22 protein-coding genes are annotated in these 25,523 nt (G+C 70.7%); 8 read left to right on the forward strand and 14 right to left on the reverse strand.

Annotation, left to right across the window (positions count from 1 at the left end; genetic code table 11):
* The first annotated feature begins 155 nt into the window (after nt 1-155).
* A complete protein-coding gene (locus tag AB0B97_RS11255; protein WP_357492720.1) occupies nt 156-866 on the forward strand; it encodes a DNA alkylation repair protein in 711 nt (236 codons plus the stop codon).
* A gap of 85 nt (nt 867-951) precedes the next feature.
* On the opposite strand, the gene katG is transcribed toward AB0B97_RS11255, so the two are convergent.
* Both katG and AB0B97_RS11265 read right to left on the reverse strand, forming a co-directional pair.
* The gene (katG, locus tag AB0B97_RS11260; RefSeq protein ID WP_357492722.1) at nt 952-3,228 is read right to left on the reverse strand and encodes a catalase/peroxidase HPI; all 2,277 of its coding nucleotides are present in this window, start codon (nt 3,226-3,228) and stop codon (nt 952-954) included.
* Between the two features lie 23 nt (nt 3,229-3,251).
* Nucleotides 3,252-3,680, reverse strand: coding sequence for a Fur family transcriptional regulator (locus tag AB0B97_RS11265; protein ID WP_357492724.1), 429 nt, complete (start codon nt 3,678-3,680; stop codon nt 3,252-3,254).
* A 442-nt stretch (nt 3,681-4,122) separates the two neighbouring features.
* Between AB0B97_RS11265 and AB0B97_RS11270 the strand changes: the two genes are divergently transcribed.
* The gene (locus AB0B97_RS11270) at nt 4,123-5,163 is read left to right on the forward strand and encodes a glycoside hydrolase family 11 protein (protein ID WP_357492726.1); all 1,041 of its coding nucleotides are present in this window, start codon (nt 4,123-4,125) and stop codon (nt 5,161-5,163) included.
* Nucleotides 5,164-5,262: 99 nt separating this feature from the next.
* On the opposite strand, the gene AB0B97_RS11275 is transcribed toward AB0B97_RS11270, so the two are convergent.
* The 4 genes from AB0B97_RS11275 to AB0B97_RS11290 form a co-directional block, all read right to left on the reverse strand.
* Nucleotides 5,263-5,682, reverse strand: coding sequence for a VOC family protein (locus AB0B97_RS11275; RefSeq protein ID WP_357492728.1), 420 nt, complete (start codon nt 5,680-5,682; stop codon nt 5,263-5,265).
* 88 nt (nt 5,683-5,770) lie between these two features.
* On the reverse strand, nt 5,771-7,510 hold the full coding sequence (locus AB0B97_RS11280) for a multicopper oxidase family protein (protein WP_357492730.1): 1,740 nt from the start codon (nt 7,508-7,510) through the stop codon (nt 5,771-5,773).
* Complete coding sequence (locus tag AB0B97_RS11285; RefSeq protein WP_357492732.1) at nt 7,507-7,959, reverse strand: DUF6220 domain-containing protein; 453 nt, start codon at nt 7,957-7,959, stop codon at nt 7,507-7,509. The genes AB0B97_RS11280 and AB0B97_RS11285 overlap by 4 nt, the downstream gene beginning before the upstream one ends.
* 9 nt (nt 7,960-7,968) lie before the next feature.
* A complete protein-coding gene (locus tag AB0B97_RS11290; protein ID WP_357492734.1) occupies nt 7,969-8,958 on the reverse strand; it encodes a carboxymuconolactone decarboxylase family protein in 990 nt (329 codons plus the stop codon).
* 143 nt (nt 8,959-9,101) lie between these two features.
* Between AB0B97_RS11290 and AB0B97_RS11295 the strand changes: the two genes are divergently transcribed.
* Both AB0B97_RS11295 and AB0B97_RS11300 read left to right on the forward strand, forming a co-directional pair.
* The gene (locus AB0B97_RS11295; protein WP_357492736.1) at nt 9,102-10,229 is read left to right on the forward strand and encodes a sensor histidine kinase; all 1,128 of its coding nucleotides are present in this window, start codon (nt 9,102-9,104) and stop codon (nt 10,227-10,229) included.
* Nucleotides 10,226-10,888 (forward strand): response regulator transcription factor, encoded by a 663-nt coding sequence (locus tag AB0B97_RS11300; protein WP_357492738.1) that lies wholly within the window; start codon nt 10,226-10,228, stop codon nt 10,886-10,888. The genes AB0B97_RS11295 and AB0B97_RS11300 overlap by 4 nt, the downstream gene beginning before the upstream one ends.
* A gap of 35 nt (nt 10,889-10,923) precedes the next feature.
* On the opposite strand, the gene AB0B97_RS11305 is transcribed toward AB0B97_RS11300, so the two are convergent.
* The 4 genes from AB0B97_RS11305 to AB0B97_RS11320 form a co-directional block, all read right to left on the reverse strand.
* Nucleotides 10,924-13,920, reverse strand: coding sequence for a glycoside hydrolase family 95 protein (locus AB0B97_RS11305; RefSeq protein WP_357492740.1), 2,997 nt, complete (start codon nt 13,918-13,920; stop codon nt 10,924-10,926).
* Nucleotides 13,921-14,315: 395 nt separating this feature from the next.
* Complete coding sequence (locus AB0B97_RS11310; protein ID WP_357492742.1) at nt 14,316-14,939, reverse strand: VOC family protein; 624 nt, start codon at nt 14,937-14,939, stop codon at nt 14,316-14,318.
* An 87-nt stretch (nt 14,940-15,026) separates the two neighbouring features.
* On the reverse strand, nt 15,027-16,217 hold the full coding sequence (locus AB0B97_RS11315) for an MFS transporter (RefSeq protein WP_357492744.1): 1,191 nt from the start codon (nt 16,215-16,217) through the stop codon (nt 15,027-15,029).
* Nucleotides 16,218-16,303: 86 nt separating this feature from the next.
* On the reverse strand, nt 16,304-16,804 hold the full coding sequence (locus AB0B97_RS11320; RefSeq protein WP_357492746.1) for a MarR family transcriptional regulator: 501 nt from the start codon (nt 16,802-16,804) through the stop codon (nt 16,304-16,306).
* Between the two features lie 111 nt (nt 16,805-16,915).
* On the opposite strand from AB0B97_RS11320, the gene AB0B97_RS11325 reads away from it, so the two are divergent.
* Genes AB0B97_RS11325 through AB0B97_RS11335 form a run of 3 tightly spaced genes read left to right on the forward strand, consistent with a single transcriptional unit; the run spans nt 16,916 to nt 19,763 of the window.
* A complete protein-coding gene (locus AB0B97_RS11325; protein ID WP_357492748.1) occupies nt 16,916-17,965 on the forward strand; it encodes an LLM class flavin-dependent oxidoreductase in 1,050 nt (349 codons plus the stop codon).
* Nucleotides 17,958-18,989 carry an LLM class flavin-dependent oxidoreductase gene (locus AB0B97_RS11330; protein WP_357492750.1) on the forward strand — a complete coding sequence of 344 codons (1,032 nt, stop codon included), beginning with the start codon at nt 17,958-17,960 and terminating at the stop codon, nt 18,987-18,989. The genes AB0B97_RS11325 and AB0B97_RS11330 overlap by 8 nt, the downstream gene beginning before the upstream one ends.
* 30 nt (nt 18,990-19,019) lie before the next feature.
* Nucleotides 19,020-19,763, forward strand: a complete 744-nt coding sequence (locus AB0B97_RS11335; protein WP_357492752.1) for an NADPH-dependent F420 reductase — start codon at nt 19,020-19,022, stop codon at nt 19,761-19,763.
* A 13-nt stretch (nt 19,764-19,776) separates the two neighbouring features.
* Here the strand turns inward: AB0B97_RS11335 and AB0B97_RS11340 are convergent, their stop codons facing one another.
* The 4 genes from AB0B97_RS11340 to AB0B97_RS11355 form a co-directional block, all read right to left on the reverse strand.
* A complete protein-coding gene (locus tag AB0B97_RS11340) occupies nt 19,777-20,439 on the reverse strand; it encodes a tetratricopeptide repeat protein (protein WP_357492754.1) in 663 nt (220 codons plus the stop codon).
* A gap of 135 nt (nt 20,440-20,574) precedes the next feature.
* Nucleotides 20,575-21,333, reverse strand: coding sequence for a GNAT family N-acetyltransferase (locus AB0B97_RS11345; protein ID WP_357492756.1), 759 nt, complete (start codon nt 21,331-21,333; stop codon nt 20,575-20,577).
* A 91-nt stretch (nt 21,334-21,424) separates the two neighbouring features.
* Nucleotides 21,425-22,114 carry a TMEM175 family protein gene (locus tag AB0B97_RS11350; RefSeq protein WP_357492758.1) on the reverse strand — a complete coding sequence of 230 codons (690 nt, stop codon included), beginning with the start codon at nt 22,112-22,114 and terminating at the stop codon, nt 21,425-21,427.
* A gap of 124 nt (nt 22,115-22,238) precedes the next feature.
* Nucleotides 22,239-23,807 (reverse strand): pectate lyase, encoded by a 1,569-nt coding sequence (locus AB0B97_RS11355; RefSeq protein WP_357492760.1) that lies wholly within the window; start codon nt 23,805-23,807, stop codon nt 22,239-22,241.
* Between the two features lie 507 nt (nt 23,808-24,314).
* Here AB0B97_RS11355 and AB0B97_RS11360 point away from each other — a divergent pair.
* Nucleotides 24,315-25,190: a CDP-diacylglycerol diphosphatase gene (locus tag AB0B97_RS11360; RefSeq protein ID WP_357492762.1), complete on the forward strand. Its 876-nt coding sequence runs from the start codon at nt 24,315-24,317 to the stop codon at nt 25,188-25,190.
* Nucleotides 25,191-25,523: the final 333 nt, after the last annotated feature.

Below are 25,523 nucleotides of genomic sequence, written 5' to 3' on the forward strand. Positions count from 1 at the left end.
CGCAGTGCTCCTTCAGATCAGGTGCTGTCGGCAGAGAGACGGCCACAGCATCCCAAACTGGTCGGACACTCACCGGCCTCTCGCACCGCGCGCCGCGGACGGAACGCCACCGAACACGACCGAACTGTCGGACGCGCCCGGTAGGTTGCGCAGACATGGCCACGCCCGCCGACGTCCGCCACGACCTCGCGCGCCTCGCCGACCCGGCCCGGGCGGCCGGATCGAGCCGGCTCCTCCAGCTGGTCCCCGGCGGCTACGGCGAGGGCGACCGCGCGATCGGCGTTTCCGTACCAGACCAGCGGCGGGTCGCCGCCCGGTACTGGCGCGATCTCTCCCTGACCGACACGGCGGAGCTGCTGACGGGCGACGTGCACGAGGAGAGGTTGACGTCGCTGTTCGTTCTGGTCCGCAAGTTCAGCCGGGGCGACGAGGAGGAACGGGGCCGCGTCGTCCGTCTCCTGCTGGACAACACGGACCGCGTCAACAACTGGGACCTGGTGGACTCGTCCGCCCCGTACATCCTCGGGCCGTGGCTGATCGACAAGGACCGGAGCGTCCTGGATCGCCTGGCCGCGTCGGACCTGGTGTGGGACCGGCGCATCGCCATCATGGCGACCTTCGCCTTCATCAGGGTCGGTGACTTCGACTGGACGTTTCGCCTGGGTGAACGGCTCCTGCACGACCCGCACGATCTGGTCCGCAAGGCGGTGGGCTGGATGCTGCGCGAGGTGGGCAACCGCGACCGGGCGGCCGAGGAGGAGTTCCTGGCCCGGCACCACCGGGTCATGCCGCGCGTCATGCTGCGGTACGCGATCGAGAAGTTCGAGCCGCAGCGACGCAGCGAGTACCTGTCCGGGCTGGACTGACGGACGTCAGGCGGTCGGCGGCAGGACGCGGACGAGCCCCGGTCGATCGCTGACGGATCGGCCGGGGCTCGTCGGTGACGCAGGATCAGGCGAGGTCGAACCGGTCGAGCTCCATGACCTTCGTCCAGGCCGCGACGAAGTCCTGCACGAACTTGTCGCGCGCGTCCTGGCTGGCGTAGACCTCGGCGAGGGCCCGCAGCTGGGAGTTGGAGCCGAAGATGAGGTCGACCGCGGTGGCGGTCCACTTCACCTCGTCGGTGGCCAGGTCCCGGATCTCGTACACGTGCTCGTCGGACTTCGACGCGCTCCACCGGGTGCCCGGGGAGAGCAGGTTGGCGAAGAAGTCGTTGGTGAGCACACCGGGCCGGTCGGTGAGGACGCCGTGCTGGCTGCCGCCGGTGTTGGCGCCGAGCGACCGCAGACCGCCGACGAGGACGGTCATCTCGGGCGCGGTCAGGTTCAGCATGTAGGCACGGTCGACGAGCAGCACCTCCGGCTGGGTCTTCTCACCCGGGCGCAGGTAGTTGCGGAACCCGTCGGCGCGCGGCTCCATGACCCGGAAGGACTCGACGTCGGTCTGCTCCTGGGTGGCGTCGGTGCGGCCCGGCCGGAACGGCACGGTCACCTCGACACCCGCGTCGCGCGACGCCTTCTCGACCGCGGCCGAGCCGGCCAGCACGATCAGGTCGGCCAGCGAGATCTTCGCCCCACCTGCGGCGTTGAACTCCTGCTGGATGCCCTCCAGAGTGCTCAGCACCGACGCGAGCTGCTCGGGCTGGTTGACCTCCCAGTTGCGCTGCGGCTCGAGGCGGATCCGCGCGCCGTTGGCGCCACCGCGCTTGTCGGTGTACCGGAAGCTCGCGGCGGACGCCCAGGCGGTGGAGACCAGCTGGTCGATCGTGAGACCGGACTCGAGAACCTTCGCCTTGAGCGCGGCGATGTCGGCGTCACCCACCAGCTCGTGGTCGACGGCCGGCACCGGGTCCTGCCAGAGCTGCGGCTCGGCCACCCACGGTCCGAGGAAGCGCTCGATCGGGCCCATGTCGCGGTGCAGCAGCTTGTACCACGCCTTGGCGAAGGCCAGCGCGAACTGGTCGGGGTTCTCCAGGAAGCGACGCGAGATCTTCTCGTACGCCGGGTCGACGCGCAGCGACAGGTCGGTCGTGAGCATCGTCGGCTTGTGCTTCTTCGCCGGATCGAAGGGGTCCGGGATGATCGCCTCGGCGTCCTTGGCGACCCACTGCTTCGCGCCGCCCGGGCTGGTGGTGAGTTCCCACTCGTAGCCGAAGAGGATCTCGAAGAAGCGGTTGCTCCACTGCGTCGGGACGTCGGTCCACGTCACCTCGAGACCGCTGGTGATCGTGTCGGCGCCCTTGCCGCTGCCGTGGGTGCTCAGCCAACCGAGGCCCTGCGCCTCCAGCGGGGCGCCCTCGGGCTCCGCGCCGACGTGCCCGTCGGCGACACCGGCGCCGTGGGCCTTGCCGAAGGTGTGGCCGCCGGCGATGAGGGCGACGGTCTCCTCGTCGTTCATCGCCATCCGGCGGAAGGTCTCCCGGATGAAGTGGGCGGCCGCCATCGGGTCCGCGTTGCCGCGGGGGCCCTCCGGGTTGACGTAGATGAGGCCCATCTCCGTCGAACCGACGCCGGCCGCCATCTCCTTCTCGGAGGAGTACCGCTCGTCGCCGAGCCAGGTGTCCTCCGGACCCCAGAAGATCTCCTCGGGCTCCCACACGTCCTCGCGACCGAAGCCGAAGCCGAAGGTCTTGAAGCCCATCGACTCCAGGGCGACGTTGCCGGCGAGCACGATCAGGTCGGCCCAGGAGATCTTCTGGCCGTACTTCTGCTTGACCGGCCAGAGCAGCCGGCGGGCCTTGTCCAGGTTGGCGTTGTCCGGCCAGCTGTTGAGCGGGGCGAAACGCTGACCGCCGTCGCCGGCGCCACCGCGGCCGTCCTCGATGCGGTAGGTGCCGGCGGCGTGCCAGCTCATCCGGATCATCAGACCGCCGTAGTGGCCGAAGTCGGCCGGCCACCAGTCCTGCGAGGTGGTGAGGACCTCGACGATGTCGCGCTTGAGGGCCTCGACGTCGAGCTTGGCGAACTCCTTGGCGTAGGAGAAGTTCGCACCCAGCGGGTTGCCCTTGGACGAGTGGGCGTGCAGGACCGAGAGGTCGAGCTGGTTGGGCCACCAGTCCCGGTTGGTGCGCGGACGACCACCGGTCTTCGGGGTCGGCGAGTCGATCGCCGGGTTCTCGCTCTCGCTGCCGTGCGCGGTCACCGAGTCGTGCGCGACCGGGCAGCCTGCTGCGGCCTTCTCGTCCACGCCCTGCGCGCTGGCGGGGCGGTTGTCCTGGGTGTCGCTCATGTACTTCCTTCCGAACTGGCGGATCACTGGGAGGTGCGGGCGGTCGCGCAACCGGGGCAGGTGCCCCAGTAGACGACCTCCGCCTCGTCGACCACGAAGCCGTGGTCGTTCGAGGCGGTGAGACAGGGTGCGTGACCGACGGCGCACTCGACGTCGGCGATGGCGCCGCAGGAGCGGCACACGACATGGTGGTGGTTGTCCGCGATCCGGGACTCGTAGCGGGCGGTGGCACCGGCGGGCTGGATCCGGCGGACCAGGCCGGCGTCGGTGAGCACACGCAGTACGTCGTACACGGCCTGGTGGGACACGGTGGGATGGTCCGCCCGCACCAGCGCGATCACCGCGTCGGTGCCGACGTGGGGGTGGTCGCGCAGGGCCGCGAGCACCGCCAGCCGGGGCCGGGTCACGCGCAGCGAGGCGGCTCGCAGTTGCGCCTCGAAGTCGGGCATCACCCGACGAACACTAGCTCACTTTTTTGGAACGGATCAAGTTTCACCCGATCCAGCACGCGGAAGTGGCGGCAACCTCTCCGGGACCCACTTCCCGCGCTCCCGCTGGCCAAGGTCCGGAAAGTCTTCGGAAATTTCGGGGGCTTCCGACCGGGGCGGCCGTCGCCACCGCCGACATTCGTATGACGATACCGAACTCTGATTGACTACTGACCTGCCTCGACATGCGTCCCCTCCACAGCGGGAGGCCAGCGCGACGTTGCCACGGCGTTTCCGGAAATTGTTGACAAGTCGACGACCGGGTTAATACGGTCGCCATCGACGACGTTCAATCACCGTCAGCACCAGCCACCACGGCCCACTCCTCCGGTCGTCGTGCAGGGCGACCGGCCAACCACCACCACGCGGCACCACGCCGTGGCCGTTACGAGGAGGAACCACCCACATGACCGACACCAGCCACACCCCCACCAGGCGAGGGAGGCGCGGTCGCATCCGGCTGCTCCTGGGCGCCGCATGCGCCGCCGTCCTGGCCGTCGCCGGCACGGTGACGGCGACCAACGCGTACGCCGAGGCCGACCGGACGCTCACCTCGAGCCTGACCGGCACGCACAACGGCTACTACTTCTCCTTCTGGAAGGACGGCGGCAACGCCAGCATGACGCTGCGCGAAAACGGCCGGTACTCCAGCAGCTGGGACCGCAGCACCAACAACTGGGTCGGCGGCAAGGGCTGGGCCACCGGCTCGCGGCGGACGGTCAGCTACTCGGCCAACTACAACCCGGGGAACAACAACACCTACCTCGCCCTGTACGGATGGACGCGCAACCCGCTCATCGAGTACTACGTGGTGGAGAACTTCGGCAGCTACAACCCGAGCAGCGGCGCCCAGCGGCTGGGCACGGTGACCACTGACGGCGGCACCTACGACATCCTGCGCAGCCAGCGGGTCAACGCTCCGTCGATCGACGGCAACCAGACGTTCTACCAGTACTGGAGCGTCCGTCAGAACAAGCGCTCGAGTGGCACCATCACCACCGCCAACCACTTCGACGCCTGGGCCCGCGCCGGCCTGAACCTCGGCACCAACCACAGCTACCAGATCATGGCCACCGAGGGTTACCAGAGCAGCGGCAGCTCCGACGTCACCGTCCAGGAGGGTGGCGGCGGCAACCCGACCTCCGGGCCCACCTCCGGACCCACCACCGGTAACCCCGGGAACGGCACCTGCAACGCGACGCTCTCCGCCGGTCAGCAGTGGGGCGACCGCTTCAACCTGAACGTCGCGGTCAGCGGCACCAACAACTGGGTCGTCCGGCTCGGTCTCGGCGGCGGCCAGAGCATTCAGAACAGCTGGAACGCCTCCGTCAGCGGCACCAGCGGAACCGTCACCGCCAGGCCGAACGGCAACGGCAACAACTTCGGCATAACTGTCATGGCCAACGGCAACTGGAACTGGCCGACTGTCACCTGCGGAACCAGCTGATCCCGACCGACTCCGCGCACCGACACCCGGCCCCGCCGCCACGCGACGGGGCCGGGTGCTGCGCCTGTCCGATCCGGCGGCCGGCGATGGGACTCGCGACTAGAGCCCCTGGCCGATCTCCACCAGATAGCCGTCGGGGTCGCGGAGGTAACAACGGATCTCGGTGCCGTGGTCCTTCGGCTCGGTGAGGAAATCCGCGCCCCGGGCCTTCCATTCGGCGTAGAGCGTGCGGATGTCCCGGACGCGGACGTTCATCGCGCAGCTCAGGGTGTTGGAGTCCGTCGGGGCCTTGGCCTGGACCGTCGGCTTGTCGTCAGTCGGGCCGCCCTCGACGTTGATAATGATGTAGCTGTTGAAGAACTTCATGATCAGCGGGTTCGCGTCGTGGACGCACGTCGCCCCGAACACGCGCTCGTAGTATTCGCGCGACCGATCGATGTCCCGGACGATGAGCAGGGTCGCCAGGAACATGCCGTCTTCGGGCTCGAAATAGTCCGGAGCCGGGTTGGCCAGCGTCATAGCCGCCTCCTCGTCGCCTGCCTCCGCTGCACGGGCGGCGACGGGGTTCCCGCCAGGGTGGGGCCGAAACCGGGAACCGCACGGGAGATCACGAGTACATCAGGTGCAGCGTCATCCCGGCGTCGGCGTGCCCCAGGTTGTGGCAGTGGTTGGCCCACATCCCCGGGTTGTCGGCCCGGAACGCCACCTCCCACACCTCACCCGGCCGGACGTCGAACGAGTCCAGCCACAGCGGACTTCCGATCGCCGGCGAGCCGGTACGGGACAGCACGAGGACGTGGTGGCCGTGCAGATGCCACGGGTGCACGGTCTGCGACCGGTTGACGATCGTGAAGCGGACGACGTCGCCGCGGTGGACGACCTGCGGCGGGATGTCCGGATCGGCCGCGCCGTTCACGGTGTGGGCGTATCGCGGAAGCAGTCCGTGCAGGTCGAGACCACGATCGAGGACGAGGGTGAACTCCCGGTCGAACCCGGTCCACGGCGCCGGAGCCGGCACGCCGTAGGTGAGCGGGTCCAGGACGGGCCAGCCGCCGGTCGCCGTCGACAACTCCCCGGTGGACCAGACCACCCGTCCGTCGACGAACAGCGCCACCGGGGTGGCCTGCGCGGTGAACACCAGGTCGTAGCGGCCCCCGGCCGGGATCAGCACCGCGGTGTCCACGAGCGGCGTCGGACCCCGCAGATCGAAGCCGTCGATCGCGGCCACCTGGAAGGCGGTCCCGGCCAGGACGTAGCGGTGCGTCGTGTTGTCGGTGTTGATCAGACGCAGCCGTACCGGCACACCGGCCTCGACCCGCTCCACTCTCGCCGCGGGAAGTGGACGACCCGCCAGGGTGTGCACCGGCACGGTGACGTCGAGGCCGGTCGTCGGCCCCGGGCGCACCACCAGGACGCCGTAGAGGCCCATCCGCACACCGACGTCGGACACCGCGTGGGTGTGGTACCAGTACGTCCCGGCCTGATCGGCACGGAACCGGTAGACGAACTCCTGGCCGGGCAGCACCGCTGCCTGCGTCACGCCGGGCACCCCGTCCTGACTGTTCGGCACGTCGTACCCGTGCCAGTGCAGTGTGACGCCCCGCCCGATGTCCCGGTTGCGCAGCGTCACCTCCACGACGTCGCCGACGGTGGCGGTCAACTCCGGCCCGGGTACCTGCGCGTTGAACGCCCATGCCGCTACGTCGCGGCCACCCACGTTCACCGTGGCCGTCCCGGCCGTCAGGGTGAACCGCCGAGTGGGTTCGTCGGTGGTCCGGATCTGCGGATAGCCATGATCATGCGGTACGGCGGTCGCGGTGTCCGGTGCGACGGCCAGCCCGGTTCCGGCCAGCAGGGCAGCGACCGTCGTCACGGTGGCCGCGCGGGACACCGTCCGGGACGGGCGCGCGTCGAGAAAGCGCCACGTGACCGCCGTCGCCGAGCCGATCCCGGCGACCGCGAGCAACCCCGTCGACGTCGACGCCGGATAGCCGTGCAGGATCGTCACGAGCAGGGCGCCGCTCACGGCGTACCCGGCGAAGAGGAGCGGGACCGCGACGGACCTGATGTCGCCCGCGGCCCGCAGCAGCCGCGGCCCGGCGACGATCACCGCGGCGAGCGACAGGGGCGCGGCGACGAGGACCTTCTCCGCGGCGAACCACCAGCCGGCGCGGGCGAGCGCGATCACCGTGAGGGCACGGCCGAGCGTGGCGAGCAGCGCGAGGGCGGCCAGCCCGAGGGCGAGCGGTCGGCGTCGGGCGGCCGCCGCGGCGCCGCCGCCCAGCCATCCGGCGGCGGTGAGAACGGCGAGCACGAGGTCCGCCACGAGCAGTGAGCCGGTGGTCATGCCGGCTCCTGCTCCCGGACGGCCGCGCGGATGTCGCCCAGCGGCGTCGGACCGCCCAGCCTCCGCGCTCCCCGCAGGACGCCGACCACGACGTGCACCGCGACGATGCCGTTGATCGCGTGCAACCCACCGATGGTCAGGCCGAGCACGGTGCTGACGCCGGCGGCGTCGGTGGAGCCGTTGGCGAGCATGGCGAGCAGCGCCTGCACGACGACGAGGCCCAACGGCAGGATCGCCAGTCCGACGAGTCGGCCCGGCGCCTTCGCCAGCGCGGCGAACAGGGCGGTGAGCACTGTGAGGACGGGGATCACCGCCATGCCGTTGGCGCTGTGCAGGGCGTACGCGCCGTCGCCCCCGGGCTTCGTGAACGCGCCGACGGCGGCGAAGACGAACTGGACGGCGAACGCGACGAGCAGGAGTGCGGCGCTGACGACGAATGCCTTACGCATGGTGGGCTCCTAGAGGTGCGCCGAGGCCAGGGCCTGGGCGACGTGGTCGGTGGCGGTGATCGCGCCGTACGCGACCAGCCGGACGAGGTCGGCGTCGGCGGGGTGCGACAGCCGCCAGAGGGCGACGTCCCCCACGCTTATCGAGCTGGGCGCGAACGCCGCCAGCAACGCGATCCGGGTTCCGATGCGGTCCCGGCCCGGCACGTCCCGGACGAGGTCGACGGCCCAGTCGGCGGGCCGGGCCGGGAACCGCCCGTCCTCCCAGCGCACGGTTGCCGTCACGGTCTGGCGGGCCACGTCGCCCAGCAGGTCCCCGCCCCGGGTGGCGGCGGTTCGCAACGAGGCGTAGGCGACACCGACCGGGCTGTCCCCCGCCCAGGCCGGCGGCGGCGTCGGACCGGCATCGAGGAGCGGCAGGCTGCGTCCGGGTTCCCTCGGCTCCCGGGCGGCCCTGGCGTACAGGCGGCCCCCGACCGAACGCACCAGCGGTGCGCGTTGCAGGCCGCCGGGGAGCAGGTCGGGGTCGAGCAGCGCCGAGACGATCCGGTTGATGAAGTGGAAGGCGAGCAGGGTGCCGGTGACCTCCGGGCCGTACGGGCTGCGCCAGTCGGCGGCCCGGGGGCTGCGACTGGCCTGGGCCCAGCGGGCGAGTTCGGCGTGCCTCGGGTCGGCTGGCGTCCCGCCCCGGGCGACCACCTCGGCCAGCGAGTGCTCGCCCAGGGCGTGCAGCAGCAGCACGTGGGCGTCGATGCAGAACTGACAGCGGTTGGCTCGGGACACGGCCGCCGCGACGAGTTCGCGCTCGACCCGGGACGCGTCCCCGGCGAGCAGGGCCTCGCGCAGCAGTGACCAGGTCGCGGCCAGCACCTCCGGCACGGCCGAGAGCACCTGGAAGGTGGGCAGTGGCCCGAGGAAGTCCTCACGCGACTGCTGGTAGACCTCCGCGGTGCGGCCGGTGACCGCCTTCGTGGGAACGGGGGTGAAGAAGCGGTATGTCATGAGGTCGATGCTCGCCGCGGCGGGCTGGGAAAACGTCGTGCCGCCGCAGACACTTGCTCCGGCGCGATACCGCGTCCGTGGTACGGCTGATCTACCGCGTGCGCGGGATGCTCCCCGGACGACTGCCGTTCTACAGTGCGACCATGCGCCGCGACCTGCCGTACGCCCTCAGTGGTCTCGCCCTCGGCGGCCTGCTGCTCGGCAACGCCGCGCTCGCGCCCGACGCCGCGACGGTCGGGGCCCTCGACGTCGCCCTGGTCCTGGCCATGGCGGCGGCCCTCGCGGTGTGCCGGCGGTACCCGGTGGTCGCGCTGGGCGTGGTGACCGCCGCCATGCTGGCCGTGCACGTCCGGGTGCATTCCGGGGTGTCCGCCGCGTTCCCCGTTCTCGGTGTGGTCTACCTCGCCGCCTGGCGGGGTCGCCGGGCGGCCGCCGCCGTGGCCAGCCTCGCCTTCCTCGGTGGCTTTCTGGCCCGCGACTTCTCGGTGGCGCCCGCCGACCGCCCCAACCAGCTGATCGTCGAGCGGACGGCCCTGCTGCTGGGATGGTTCGTGGCGGCCAACGTCGCCGGGCTCGTCGGTCGGCAACGCCGGGCGTACCTGGAGCAGGTCGAACAGCGGGCCATCGAGGCCGAGCGCACCCGCGAGGAGATGGCGTTGCGGCGGGCCGGGGAGGAGCGGCTGCGCATCGCCCGCGACCTGCACGACTCCCTGACCCACAGCATCTCGGTGATCAAGGTGCAGGCGGGGATCGCCGTGCACCTGGCCCGTAAGCACGGCGAGGAACCGTCGGCCACGCTGCTGGCGATCCAGGAGGCCAGTGGCGCCGCGATGCGGGAACTACGCACCACCCTCGACATCCTGCGCGCGCCCGACGACGACCGGGTCGGGCTGGCCCGGGTGGACGAACTCGCCGAGCGGACCCGGGCGGTCGGCGTGCCGGTCCAGGTCACCGTCAGCGGTCGGCCCCGGAGCCTGCCCGACGAGGTCGACCAGGCCGGCTACCGGGTCGTGCAGGAGGCCCTGACCAATGTGGCCCGCCATGCCGGCCCGGCGTCCGCGCACATTCACGTCGAGTACGCCCCGGCCGGGCTGACCGTGGCGGTCACCGACGACGGGCGGGCGTCGCCGGCACGACCCCCGACACCGGGGGTGGGACTGCGCGGTATGCGGGAACGGGTCACCGGACTGGGCGGCACACTGGAGGCCGCCGCCCGCGACGACCACGGGTTCACGGTGCGGGCCACGTTCCCCCTGGACGAGCCGGCATGATCCGGGTCCTGCTCGCCGACGACCAGGCGCTGATGCGAGCCGGTTTCCGGGCGCTGTTGGAGGCCGAGGACGACCTGGAGGTCGTCGGCGAGGCCACCGACGGCACGTCGGCCGTGCACCTCGCGCGACGCCTGCGCCCCGACGTCGTACTGATGGACGTGCAGATGCCGGGGCTCGACGGCATCGAGGCGACCCGACGCATCGCCGTGGATCCCGACCTGGCCGCGATCCGGATCCTCATCCTCACCAACTACGGGCTCGACTCCTACGTCTTCGCCGCCTTGCGAGCGGGCGCCAGCGGTTTCCTGCTCAAGGACGCCGACCCCGCCGACCTGCTGCAGGCCGTCGCCGTCGTGGCGCGCGGCGACGCGCTGCTCGCCCCGACCGTGACCCGTACGCTGATCAGCGAGTTCGTGGCCGGCCCACCGCCGGCCGTACCGGGGGCGGGCCGGGACGTGCTGACCGCCCGCGAACAGGAGGTCGTCGAGCTCGTCGCCCGAGGGATGACCAACGACGAGATCGCCGTGCGGATGGTGATCAGCCCGTTGACCGCCAAGACCCACGTGAACCGGGCGATGACGAAGCTGCACTGCCGTGACCGGGCCCAGCTGGTCGTGTGGGCGTACGAGTCGGGACTGATCACGCCGCGCCGCCGGTGACCGTGCCGTCCCGGCGGCGCGGCGCGAGCCCGGTGTCAGGACCCGATGGCGATGGCGAAGACGTGCATGGTCGGCACGTTCGCCGCGGGCCGTGCGCTGATGTTGGGCAGCACGACCTGGGTCACCGCCTTGCTCTGCAACGCGACGCCCACGTAGTAGATGCAGGCCGCCGTGGCCTGGCGGGCGTTGTTGGGCCGGTTCTGGTAGGCGGACACGATCGCGGCGGTCGCCCCGGACTGCGGCCCGCCGTACCAGTCGGGCGTGCTCAACGTGAACGTCTGGCGGGTGCCGTCGGCGTACACGACGGTGCCGGTTCCCGACACGGCGCCGTAGGTGCCGGTCACGAGGAAGCCGAGCGTGCTGCCGGTGCCGCTGACGCCGATGGTCTGGCCCGAGGCGATGGCGTTGTCGGCCGTACCGGGGCTGACGTTGGGCCAGCGGAAGTTCACACCGTTGCGGCTCACCGTGCCGCCCGGGCTGGCGCCGGCCTGCGCCAGGGCCTGCGCGGAGAGACTCGCGCCGTTGCCGTCGAAGTTCGCGACGTTGGTGTTGCTGTCGTTGCTGATGCCGGCGTTGGTGAAGCTCTGCTCCAGCGTCGGCGTGGCGACACCCGTGCTGCTGACCCGGTAGGTGCGTCCCGCCTGCACGGTCACCTCGACCAGGTCGGACTCGATCCGGGTGACCCGCGGTGACGTCCCGTCGGCGGTGTCGACGACGCTGACGGTGCCGGTCAGGAACCGCGACCGCAGGCGGACGGTGCCGGCACGGTCCGGTCGCACCAGCACCTCGGTGGCCGCGCCGCTCGCCCACGTGATGCTGACCGTGTGCCCACCGCGGGCGCGCAGGCCGGTCACCCGGCCGCTGGGCCAGGCCGGCGGCAGCGCGGGCAGGATGTGCAGCTCACCGATGTGGCTCTGGAGCAGCATCTCGGCGATGCCGGCGGTGGCGCCGAAGTTGCCGTCGATCTGGAAGGGCGGATGCAGGTCGAACATGTTGGGGGCGAGCCGGGCGGTGGTGGCGAGGTAGCGGATCAGGTCGTGGGCCCGCTTGCCCTCCTCCATCCGCGCCCAGAAGTTGATTTTCCAGGCCAGCGACCAACCGGTGCCGTCGTCGCCGCGCAGCGCCAGCGTACGGCGGGCGGCCTCGAACAACTGCGGGGTGCCGCGCTTGGTGATCTGATTGCTGGGCGCGAGCCCGTAGAGGTGCGAGATGTGCCGGTGGTTGGGCTCGGTCTCCACCCAGTCGTACAGCCACTCCATGATGTTGCCCCGCGAGCCGATCTTCATCGGCGCGAGCCGGTCCCGGGTGGCGCGGACCTGGGCCCGGAAGGTGCTGTCCACGTTGAGGATCTCGCTGGCCCGGGCGACGCCGTCGAAGAGGTCGCGCAGGATCTGGTTGTCCATGGTCGGGCCCGCGCACACGCTGGCGTTCGCGTGGTGGCTCAGCTCCGGCGAGTTCGACGGGTTGGTCACCAGGTAGCCGAGGGTCGGCTCGGTCACCAGGGTGTCGAGGAAGAACTGCGCGGCGCCCTTCATGGCCGGGTAGTTCGTCCGCAGGAACTCGACGTCACCGTTGAACAGGTAGTGGTCCCAGATCAGCGTGGACAGCCACGCGCCGCCGGTCTGCCACATGCCCCAGAACGCGCCGTCCACGACGGCGGTCGCCCGCCACGCGTCGGTGTTGTGGTGGGTGACCCAGCCGCCCGCGCCGTACTGCACCTGGGCGGTGCGCGCGCCGGCCACCGACAGGTCGCGGACCATGTCGAACACCGGGTTGTGGCACTCGGCCAGGTTGGTCGTGTTGGCCGGCCAGTAGTTCATCGGCAGGTTGGCGTTGATCGTGTACTTCGAGTCCCAGGAGGGGGTGAGCGAGTCGTTCCAGATGCCCTGGAGGTTCGCCGGCTGGGTGCCGGGCCGCGACGACGAGATCAGCAGGTACCTGCCGAACTGGAACAGCAGCGCGGAGAACTGCGGGTCGTTGACGCTGTTGTGTTGCGCGATGCGGACGTCGGTCGTCTGGTCGGCGGCGGAGGTGCGGCCGAGGTCGAGGGTCACCCGCCCGAACAGCGACTGGTAGTCGGCGACGTGCCGGCTGCGCAGCTGGTCGTAGCTGTAGGCGCGCGCCGCGCTGAGGCGCTGGCGGGCGATGCCCCCGTAGTCGCCACCGACGTTGCGGTAGTTGACGTAGCTGGAGCCGATCGAGATGAGCAGTGTCACGCTCGTCGCGTTGGTGACCCGCAGGGTGCCGCCGGAGCTGGACACGGTGCCCCCGCTGACGGTGGCGTTGGCCAGGGCGAGGAAGCGGACCTGCCCGGTGACGCCCTCCTGACTGCCGGAGACGCCGTCGAGGCCGATCGTCGTGCCGTCCGGGCTGGACACCGTCGTACGTTGGGGGCTGTCGAAGGTGGCGGTGAAGCTGATCGAATTGCTGCGGTCGGCGGTCAGTCGCATCGCGATGACCTGGTCCGGCGCGCTGGCGAAGACCTCACGCTGGTAGCGGATGCCGCCCAGGACGTACGACGTCGTGGCCGTGGCGGTGGTGAGGTCCAGCGTGCGGTTGTGCTGGGACGCCCCGCTTGCCGAACCAAAGGCCAGCCGGAGGTTGCCGACGGTCTGGTACGCCAACTGCCCGCCGGGGTTGCCCATCATGGTCTGGTTGATGAGGTCCTGGGCCTGGGTCCACTGGTTGGCGTTGACCAGTCGCCGGATCTCCGCCAGCGCGGCGGCGCCTCTGGTGTTGCTGGGGTCGTGCGGGCCGCCGGCCCACACGGTGTCCTCGTTGAGCTGGAGTCGCTCGGTGTCGACGTTGCCGAACACCATCGCGCCGAGCCGGCCGTTGCCGATCGGCAGGGCCCGCAGCCAGTCGGTGCCGGCGCCCTCGTCGTACCAGAGGGCGAGGTCGTTGGCCGCCAGCACCTGCGGCGGCGCGACGGAGTCAGCTTGGGCGGTGGCCGTCCAGGGCAGCGGGAGCAGGGCGCCACCCGCGCCGGCCGCGCCGATCTTGAGGGCCTGCCGCCGGGTCAGGTCTGACATCGATCCTCCAAACGGTGACCGGTACGGCCACCCACGCGCGACAACGACGACCCCCGATAGTGGATCCGCGCGGTGGCACCGGCCTCGCTGCGCAGGCCGTCGGCAGACCCTCGGACGGTCAAACGTCCGATGTGTTTCGGGAAGATTACTCCGGTGTCACGCAATAGGCAACGGTCGATAGCCCGGAGGATCACGGGCGGCGACCCGACCCTAATCAGGAGAGTTCGGACTCGCCCGGAACGGTGGCGCGGGCAGGCGGCCACGGTGGACACACGTGCCGTCCACACGACTCGCCAATACATCTGATGATTCTTGTCGACGGCCGGTGGAGGTGGGCACGCAACAGCACCGCCGCGCCGGATCCGGCGGACGGTGGGGTGGTGCGCCGGCACCGCTCACTCGGGCGGCGTGGCCCCCGACTGCTCGCTCACCATGTACGTCGCGTACCAGTCGGGCCAGTTGTCGTCCCGCTCGCCGGTGCGCTTCTCGTGCTCGCCGTGGGCGGCGGCCGCGCGCCGCAGCGCGCTCGCCAACTCGCTCGCGGACCCGTACGACGTCAGGTCGCCCTCGACGCGCCCCGGCAGCCGGTTCGTGATCTCCTGCATCAGCCAGGTGTTGCCGTCCGGGTCGCGGAACGTGGCACGCGAGACGTAGCTGCGCCGCTCGGGGTCCGGGCCGTCGGCCGGCCCGTCCGGCGTCACGTGGAAGACGCCGCCCACGTCGACACCGGCCGAGGCGAGCGCGTCGCGGGCCGCCTCGATGTCCGACACGACCAGGTACGCCGTCGCCGAACCCGGCGTCGCCGACGTGAGCTGAGCGCCGAACTGCACCGAGCACGCGGAGCCGTGCGGCGTGAACTGGACGATGCCCGGCGGCGTCTGGTCGAGTCGCCACCCGAGGCCCTGGTAGAACCGCTTCGCGCGGTCGGCGTCCGAGACTCCGATGACGATCACCTCGACCTTGACGTCGAGGCCTGCGACATTCGACGCGGCGCTCGCGTCGCCAGCCTTCGGGCTCATCTCGGCCTCCTGGATCGCGTGCGGGCACCGCCGTCGGCGATCACCACGCTACGTCCTGTGCCGGCGGCGGGTGCGGCGTTTCCCGCATCAGCCGGGTGCCACCCGTGCCGCTCTGCGCACCCCGAGCAGGGCGACGAGGGCGAGGAGGATGACGGCGACCGAGTACTCGTCGGCCGTCTGCGGCAGACCGCCGGCGTAGACGACGAGGAAGCCGGCGATCACGGTGGGAAGGCCGAAGCCGACGTAGCAGACGACGTAGAGCAGCGACAGGACGCTGGCGCGTTCGTGCGCCTCGACCAGCGGCATGATCGTCTTGAGACTGCCCTGGAACCCACCGCCGAAGCCGACGCCGCCCAGCGCGAGGCCGACGAAGAACCCGGGAACGGACTCGGCCATGACCGAGAGCACCGTGACGACCATGCCCAGGATGAGGGCGACGATCCCGGTCAGGATCACGGTCCGCGCCGCGGTGTTGCGCAGCACCAGGACGGCGACCGACCCGAAGAGCGCGAAGACGAAGAGGACCAGGCCGGCGACCACGATCGACGGCTCCATCAGACTGTGGACAAGCGCCGGGCCGAGCGCGCCGAAGAAGCCGGCCAGCGCCCAGACCGCGAACAGCACCGGAGCGACGACCAGCACCGGCCCGCGTACGGGGCGCGGCAGCCGGATCTCGGGTCGCAGACTGCGCCGAGCACCCGGCATCGGTGTGACGGTCTCCGGCATCAGGGCGACCCCGACGGCCTGGATCAGCAGGACCGCAACGAGGACGACGTACACCAGCCGGGTCGGCGCGGGCAGGTAGCGGATGAGCAGCGCCGAGAGCAGAGCGCCACTGCCGGTGCCGAGACCGGGCGCGATCGAGTTCGCGAGCGTCCCGCGCACACGGTTGATGTCCAGCATCGCCGCGCCGACCGCCCCCGTGGCGGCACCCGCCGCGAGCCCCTGCACGAGGCGGGCGACCACCAGGGCGGGCACGCCGTTGGCGATGATGAAGACCAGCAGCGAGAGGATCTGCACGGCGATCGCGACGGCCAGGACGGGACGCCGGCCCACGTGGTCGGAGAGCTTGCCGAAGATGAGCAGCGACGCCAGCACCGCGAGCGCGTAGACCGCGAACACCGCGGTGGTCGTGACCGGCGAGAAGTGCCAGCGCTCCTGGTAGATCCCGTAGAGCGGAGTCGGCGCCGCCGAGGCGGCCAGGAACGACACGAGGATCGACGCCAGCAGCACCAGCGAGACGTTCGGCGCGAGTCGTGCCCGCCCCGCGATCGACATGTCGGTACTCCTCGTGCTGCGCGGCGCGCGTCGGGCTTGACGGCCGCAGCGGCGTACCCGGTCTGCCGCGTCGCATGCGGCCCGGCCTACTCCTCGCGCTCCTCGGGCCGCGGCCGGAGGTGCTCGCGCAGCGCCGCCGCGATGTCGCCGGCCGCGCGGAGCTGCTCCGGTGTGAGAGCGTCGACGAACAGCTCCCGGATGGTGCGCAGGTGCCCGAAGGTGGCCCGCTGGAACGCCTCGGCCCCGGCCGGCGTGAGGATCACCTGCGCCCCGCGCGGGACGGTTGCGTACTCCTCGCGCCGAATGAGCCCGCGTCGTTCCATCCGGCCCAGGTGGTGCGAGAGCCGGCTCCGCTCCCACCCGATGTGTGCGGCGAGGGCGGAGGAGCGCATCCGCTCGTCGGGCGCCTCGGTGAGGGCGAGCAGGACGGCGTAGTCCCCCGAGGAGAGGGAAGTGTCGACCTGGAGACGTGACCCGACCCGGGAGGTGAGCATCCCCGTCGTCTCGACGAAGTCCCGCCAGATCCGCAGCTCCTCCGCGGTCGGCAGCTGGCGGCCCCTCCGCCGCTCGGGTGTGGCGCTCACCATGTGTCTCTCCCGGGGAATTGACGCGTCAATCAGCAGGTTAGCATCATTGACACGTCAACAGGGGAAGATCACTTCCCCGCGGTCGACGGCGAGGATCGCCGAGGAGGAGACATGACGGCGAAAGGCTTCGAGCTGGGGCTCAACTCGTTCGGCGAGGTGGCCACCGACGGCGACCGGACGCTGAGCGACGCCGAGACCGTACGACTGCTCGTGGACGAGGCCCGACTCGCGGAGTCGGTCGGGCTCGACGTGTTCAGCCTCGGCGAGCACTACCGGGAGGGCCACAACGACTCGGCCACACCCGTCCTGCTCGCGGGGATCGCGACGGCGACCGAGCGGATCCGCCTCGGCACCTCGGTCACGGTCCTCAGCACGAACGATCCGGTACGGCTCTACCACGAGTTCGCCACCCTCGACGCGGTGAGCGACGGCCGCGCCCAACTGGTCCTCGGGCGGGCATCGGCGACCGAGTCGTTCCCGCTGTTCGGCTACGACCTGGCCGACTACGAGCGGTTGTTCGAGGAGAAGCTGGACCTCTTCCTACGGCTTCAGCGCGACGAAACGGTCACCTGGTCCGGGACGGTACGCACTCCCCTGGTCGCCCAGCGGCTGCACCCACGGATGCGGCCGGGCGGCATCCCGACCTGGATCGGCGTCGGAGGAAGCCCCAACTCGGTGGTCCGCGCCGCCCGTCACGGGCTTCCCCTCATGCTGGCGATCATCGGTGGGCGTCCCCAGCGGTTCGCCGGCCATGTCGACCTCTACCACCAGGCGCTCGCACAGTTCGGGCAGCCGGAGCAACCGGTCGGGCAGCACTCGCTCGGCCTTGTCGCGGACACCGACGAGGAGGCGGTGGAGACCTGGTGGCGGTACTGGCAGCCGACCGTGGCGCGGCTCGCCGAGGAGCGCGGCTTCTACAAACCGGACCGCGCCCGCTACGAGGCCGAGATCGACCACGGGGCGTTGTTCGTCGGCTCGCCGGAGACGGTCGCCCGCAAGATCGCCACGATGGCCCGCGACCTGCGGCTGAATCGGTTCGACCTGAAGTACGACATCATGCACCTGCCTCGCGAGGCACGGGCGCGCACCATCGAGCTGCTGGGCAGCGAGGTCGCGCCGCGGGTCCGGGAGCTGTTGGCGAAGGAGCCCACCAATGTCTGACCTCGTATTCGGCCTCGACACCTTCGGTGACGTACCGGAGGACGACTTCGGCAAGCCCGTGTCGCACGCCGCCGCGATCCGGCAGGTGGTCGACGAGGCAGTGCTGGCCGACGACCTCGGCGTCGACGTGATCGCCCTCGGCGAGCACCACCGTCCGGAGTACTCGGTGTCGACGCCGGAGACGGTGCTGGCGGGCATCGCCACCCGCACCTCGCGGATTCGACTCTCCTCCGGTGTCACAGTGCTGAGCTCCGACGACCCGGTCCGGGTGTTCCAGCGTTTCGCCACTGTCGACGCGCTGTCGCACGGCCGGGCCGAGGTCATCCTCGGCCGGGGCTCGTTCACCGAGTCCTTCCCCCTGTTCGGCTACGACCTGGCCGACTACGACGTGCTGTTCGAGGAGCGGATCGAGCTGTTCGCGAAACTGCTCGACGAGCAGCCGGTCACCTGGAGCGGCACCACGCGCGCCCCGCTCACGGACGCCGACGTCTTCCCCAAGACGGAGTCGGGGCACCTCACCACGTGGGTGGGCGTGGGCGGCTCACCCCAGTCGGTGGTGCGGACGGCCCGGTACGGCCTGCCGCTCATGCTCGCCATCATCGGCGGCGCTCCCGACCGTTTCGCCCCCTACATCGACCTCTACCGCCGGGCGGCCGACCAGCTCGGCACCACCGCGCACCCGGTCGGGATGCACTCACCCGGCTTCATCGCCGACACCGACGAGGAGGCCAAGGAGCTGTTCTGGCCGCACTACCGGGTCATGCGGGACCGGATCGGCGCGCTGCGCGGCTGGCCACCGATCCGCCGTACGGAGTTCGACGCCGAGGTCGAGCACGGCTCGCTCTACATCGGCTCGCCCGAGACGGTGGCCCGCCGGATGGCCGGTGCCATCCGCAGCCTGGGCGTCGGCCGGTTCGACCTCATCTACACCGCCGGAGCGCAGTCCGTGAGCGCCCGGATGCGCGCCGTGGAGCTGTACGGCTCGCGGGTGATCCCCATGGTCCGCGACATCCTGGCCAGCTGACCCACCGGCCGACCCCTCTGGAAGGACGACATGTTCGACAACGGTCACGACCGACCCCGGACCCTCGCCGTGCTCGGTGCCGGCAAGGTGGGCACCGTCCTCGCCCGGCTCGCGCTCGCCGCCGACTACCGGGTGCTCGTCGCCGGCTCCGGCGACCCGGCGAAGATCGCCCTGACCATCGAGGTGCTCACGCCCGGGGCGGTGGCCACCACCGCCGTCGACGCCGTGGCCGGTGCCGACATCGTCATCCTCGCCCTGCCCCTGGGCAAGTACCGTGCGCTGCCCGCCGAGGCGCTGCGCGGCAAGCTCGTCGTCGACGCGATGAACTACTGGTGGGAGGTGGACGGCATCCGCGACGACCTGACCGACCCGCGCACCTCGTCCAGTGAGATCGTCCAGGCGTTCCTGGCCGACGCGCGGGTCGTCAAGGCGTTCAACCACATGGGCTACCACGACCTTGAGGACGAGGCGCGGCCGACGGGCACGGCGGGCCGCAAGGCCATCGCGATCGCCGGTGACGACGAGGCCGACCTCGCCACTGTCGCGTCCCTCGTGGACGATCTCGGCTTCGACCCGGTCGTCGCTGGCCCCCTCGCCGAGGGGGTACGACTCGAGCCGGGCAGCGAGTTGTTCGGCGCCAACGTGAGCGCCGACGAGGTGCGCGCGATGCTCGGCCGCTTTCCGGGGTCGGAGCGCGGCCGGGCGGTCGCCGCCGCGCGGGCCCGCACGGGCGACGGTGACGATGCCCGGTCGGCCCCCGAGCCGCCCGCCTGACCGGCCGTCCCTCTCAGAGGTCGTCGTCGAACGCCGTACGGGGGTCGAGGTGCCGACCCCGCTCCTGCGCGGCGGCGTAGGCGTCGGGGCCGAGCGCCTCGATCGCGGCGTCCCGCACGGCGGCGAGGTCGGCCGCGTCGTCCGGATCCGGCACCTGGCCGAGGGCCGCGAACGCCGCGTCCGCGAGGCCGACCATGAGCGCCGCTCGCGGGTGGTCGCCCTCGGCGGACGCGAGCGCCGCGCCCGCCACGCAGACGTACGGCACGAACTCGTCCCAGCCGTGCCTGAACACCCGGGTACGGCTGAGGGTGAACAGCCTCCTCGCCTCGGCGAGATTGCCCAGGCCCAGCTCGCAGAAGGCCAGGTTGTGCGTCTCGGAGTTGACGGTCTCCGGCCGCCCCAGCGCCTCGTTAAGCGCGATGCTCTCCCGGTACAGATCCCGTGCCCGGGTCAGGTCACCGGCCATCCGCGCCACCGCGGCCAGCACGTGCCTCGGCCGCTCCTCCAACGCGCGATCGCCGGAGCGCACCGCGACGTCGAGCGCCTGACGCGCCCGCGCCTCCCCGAGCGTCAGGTCGCCGCCGCGAATCGCCACCCGCGCGAGGCTGTACCGGGCCTCCACCTCGCCCGCCGCGTCGCCGACGGTCCGGGCCCGCTCGATCTCGGCCGTACTCATCCGCACGACTTCGTCGGTCTCCCCCCGCCGAAAGGCCGAGCGGACGTCGTCACTGAAACTCACGGTTGATGTCCCCTCGTTGCTCGCGCAGGGTGGCGTCGCCCGCTCCGCGGTGTCGGCCGTCTCGTCAGCTGGTCACGCATGAAAGGCGGTCCAGTTTTCCAGGAGGCGAAAGCCCATCGACTCGTACAGTGGCCGGCCGAGCGCGCTGCTCTGCAGGTACGCCGCGTCCGCGCCGGTCGCCACGCCGTCGCGCAGCACCGTCTCGGTGATCGCCCGACCCAGGCCACGACCGCGCGCGCCCGGGACGACGGCGATGTTGAACACGCCGACCACCCCTCGGGTGCGCATCCCGAGACCCGTGCCGAGGGTCTCGCCGGCCTCCTCGTACAGGTAGCCGTCGATCCGTTCCGCGTCGAGCACGGCGCCGCCCATCAGCGACCCGAACAGACCGTCCGGGGCGTCGAACCCCCTGGTGAGGACGTCCGTGTACCGATCGCTGTCCGCCGCGCCGACCCGGCGCACGCGCTCGCGCTGCGCCTCGTCAGCCCGGTAGACCAGCTCGCCCGCCGTGCAGGCCAGCAGCGGCAGCTCGCTGCGCTCGGAGAGCCCGTGACGGCCGGCGAGATCAGCCACCGCGCCGGCGGCGTCTTCCCGGACCATGATCGACCAGGTCTCGATCTGCCGGGCCACCTCGGTCGCCATCGTGTCCAGCGAATCGAGGTCCGGCTCCCGCGACAGGTCGTACGCCACGTTCAACGTCGACGCTCCCGCATGGGTCACCGCCGCACGGGCGGTGCCCCGCTTCGCGTACCACCCCTTCGGAGTCGCTCCACACAGATCCTCGATGGCATCGTCGTACGCCGCGGCCATCCGATCGGCGATGGTGTTCATGGCCCTCCCCCAGACGGTCTCCACGAAGGCAGAAAGATAGCCGCAGCGGTGTGACCTGCGCGAATCGAGGTCCGGTGGGACGGCGGGTGGGTCAGCTCCGGGGGGCGTCGCGCCTGCGCCGCCGCAGCCCGTGCCGCAGGCCCTGGCTGGTGGCGCCATGGAAGATGATCATCACGACCACACCGATCAGGCCGAGCAACGGGGTCACCAACCAGCCGAGCACCCCGGTCAGGCCGTAGAGGACCAGGCCGACGATCGGGCGGGCCTCCTGCACCCGGACCTGCTCCTGGTCGACGGTGTCGGCGCGCAGGGCCGGGTGGCGGCGCACATAGGCGAAGAGCACCCACCAGGGCGCCGACATCAGTGATGCGGCGAACGCGTACAGGACGACCGCCACGCGCAGATCGTCGGTGTTGCCGTCGGCCAGCGCCGACGCCAGGACGGCTGTGGGAAACGGGATGATCACCACGCCGAAGAGGATGCCGAGGTTGATCGAGCTGAAGGCGGGGGTGGTGCCCCGGACCATCTGGAGCACCGCGTGATGATTCAGCCAGAGAACACCGACATAGATGAACGACACGACGAAGGCCAGATACGACGGTCCCTCCCCGAGCAGACCCTCGGCCAGTCCACCCTCGTGGAAGTCCGGCACCCGCAGATCCAGCACCAGCAGGGTGATGACGATGGCGAACACGGCGTCGCTGAACGCTGCCAGACGGCCCGCGTCGGTCACCGCGGGACCACTGTCGCCTGCCTGAATCCCCCGTTGAGCTGCGGACATTGCCGCATGCTAGCAGTCACTGATCGGCCACCGAGGGTTATCGTCGGGGCGGCGCGGGCCGGCCTCGTCCTTCGTGGACCACGGGTGGGCGGGAGCGGCCGGACCGTCCCCGCCCACCCGATGGCTAGCTGGCGTACGTCTCGAACTCGCCGACCCGCGGCACACCACTCGAGCTGTTGATCTTAAAGGTGATCTTGCTCAGTGCTGTCGCGGAGAACGTGATCACGCCCGCACCGCTACCGGAGGCCAGGACCGCGCCCGTGTCGTGGTTGACGAGCTGCCAGGAACCGATGGAGCCCTGGGTCCCGGAGGGCTCCCGAATGATCACCCGGGACACCCGGGTGGCCGATCCCCACTTGATCGAGATGGAGCCGGTCGATCCGGCCGGCGACCAGTAGGTGCCGATGTCGCCGTCGCGCACGTTGCCGTAACTGGTGCCGCTGGCCTTGCTGGAACCGTCGGCACCGGCACCCAGGCTGAGGTTGGTCCCGCTGGGCGGGGGCGTCGTCGCCGGTGGCGCGGTGGTCGGCGGCGCGGTGGTCGGCGGCCTGGTGGTCGGCGCAGCCGTGGTCGGCGGCGGCGTCTGCGGCGAGCAGCTCCCGTCGGAGACCCGCAGGCCCGTGTTGGCGCCGGCCATCTGCCGGACGACATCCGGTACGCAGCTCGCGCCGTCGAGGCGGTACGCGTACGGGATGCTGACTGTGGTGTTGGACGTCGGGTTGGGGCCGGCGGGGTAGTTCTCGCTGCCGGCGCTGGACCAGGTGACGTTGTCGAACGTGTTGCCGCTGACCTGCCAGTAGCCGCGCTCGTTGGTGTAGAAGGTGCCCAGGACGTCCTTCGAGTTGCGGAAGTAGTTGTTCTCCACCTTGGCCCGTGCGCCGGCCCGGGAGTTGATGCCGGACTCGTGGAGGCTCACGTAGTGGTTGTTGTAGATGTGCGCGATGCCGCCGCGCAGCAACGGCGTACGGGAGTCGATGTTCTCGTACAGGTTGTGGTGGAACGTGATGAAGCCGTTCGAGAGGTCGCTCTCGCTGGAGCCGATGAGGCCACCACGACCGGAGTTGCGCAGGATGCTGTACGACAAGGTCACGTACTGGGTGTCGTCCTTCATGTCGAACAGGCCGTCATAGCCCTCGGACTCCCCGCCGGACGCCTCCAGGGTGACGTGATCGACCCAGACGTTGCGGACCGTGCTCTCCATGCCGATGGCGTCTCCGCCGTTGGACGTGGGCGAACCCGACTTCTTGACGTTCCGGACTGTCACGTTCTGGATGATGATGTTGCTGGAGTCACGGATGTGGATGCCCAACTGATCGAAGATCGCGCCGCTGCCGACCCCGATGATGGTGACGTTGCTGATCTGCTTGAGCTCGATCACGCCGTCGGCGGTGTTACAGCTCGAACCCGACACCTTGCTGGTGTTGCCGTGGTTGATCGTCCCCGTCACCTCGATGGTGATCGGGGTGCTGCTGCTGGCTCGCCCGCACAGCGCCGCGTGGATCGCGGTGCCCGTGCTGGCCCGTACCGTCTGCCCGCCCGCGCCGCCGGTGGTCCCGCCGTTCTGGGTGGCGTAGCCGGTGGCGGTGCCGACCGCCGCCGACGCGTGCGGGATGGACAGTGTTCCTCCGACCGCGATCCCGACAGCGGCCGTGGCCAGCGCCGCCTGAAGTCGCAGTGCGACTGGTCGTCTCATGTCGCGCCTCCTTCGTCTTTCGTCTCGATGTGCCGACGGCAGCGGCGATCGACGCGTCGACCCTCCACGGGTACGCGATTTCAGTCGATCACTGTGCATTGACGGCAATCAATTGTTTGCTCGTCGCCGAGAATGTCATCGCCCTGGCGTGCGCGGCGAAGCCGCTGGCCAAACGGCACGTCGCCGGAAGCGCATCCCGATGCGCACCCGCCCAGCTCGAGATGAAACATCGATGTAACGCAATCGTAGGAAAGCGGTTTCCCTCTGGGCAAGGGTTAGCGTTTGCAGGTTTTTTGCAGACGCTTGTCGGGCCGGCCCGGGTCAGCGCCCCGGCGCAGCCCGACACGATCAGGGGACCAGCCGTGCCGCCACCCGGGTCATTGACTGGTTCGTCCTAATCTCAACACGTTCATGACTCACATCGGCCGGTCGTCGACACCGATCCGCGGCGCGATGACACCTGACGGCACCCGTTCTGAGCAGCCACGGAGGATGAAGATGGGTGGTATGGCCAGGCGTCAGTTCGTCCGGATCTCCGGAACGGCCGGCGCCACGGGGCTCCTGGGCATCATCGGCGCGGACCGGGCGCTGGCCGACGGGGGCCAGGGCCCCGAACCGTCCCCGCCGGAGCCCGGTGGCGCCCCCTGCCCCACGCCCTCACCCCTGTGTGGCTACCCCGGCGACACCGGAGGCAGGTTCGACCTCTGGGACCGGGTGCAGGTCTGCGAGGGCACCAGGACCGGCCCTCCGTTCCCCCAGTGCCTGCGCACCACCCCCACCTACGTGATCCTCAATGGAGGATCCGGGTCGAACCACGACTTCCTGCTGGTCCCCAGTTGTCGGATCCGCGGCATCGAGTGCCCGTTCATCACCACCGCCAGCGCACCGAACTACTGGCTCGACGCGTGGGACAACGCCCAGCCGGGCCAGCCGGGACACGTCGTCTATCCCCACCTCGGGCTGGGCATCAACTCGGCCGACCCGACGATCCGTACGCAGGACCAGCTGCACATCCACCTGGCCGGGATCCACTCGGGCATCCAGACCCAGCTGAACACCCACGACAGCACGATCACGAACGACCCGTCGCGGTGGCGCAACCAGATCGTGCCGATCTGGGGCCTGACGAGCACCGGCGCTGCCGCTCCCCGCTCGTACCGGGTGCTCCACGTCGCGAACCTGAACGCGAACCTCTTCCGGCTCCTGCTCGACAGCGTGGTGCGGCCGACCGGAGCGACAATGGCGGCGCAGATGATGGCCGTGACGCCCCGGCTGATCGGCAGCGGCGGTTTCTACGTCCTGAACAGCGAACCCGGCCTGCCCGTCGCCCCCGGCCAGCCCGGCGGCACCGGGACCGTCGACTTCCTGCTCGCGTACGCCTGACGCATTGACAGGCACCACTTGACGAAATAAATTCCTGGCAACAAGAAACTGTTTCGTACGCTCGCTGTGCGGCACTCACCCGCGAGCCCGCGAATGAGCAGCGAGGCCGGCCCGCTCCAGGAACCGGCCGACGGAGGAGGGTGCCACAGTCCCGCTGGACCCGTTCGCCGCACCAACGCGGTCCCGCCGCCGCTCGCGCATTCGCGACCGGTGGCGCGAGACCCCATCTGGTGCCGACATTCCGGCCGACGCACCGGCGTTCCCCCGGTGTTCCCTCCGCGCCCGTCCGAGCGACGCGAGGGTCGGCGATCGGCGGGTGATGTCGAGGGTTGC

This window comes from Micromonospora sp. NPDC049004, assembly GCF_040649315.1.
In the GTDB taxonomy this organism is placed as follows: domain Bacteria; phylum Actinomycetota; class Actinomycetes; order Mycobacteriales; family Micromonosporaceae; genus Micromonospora.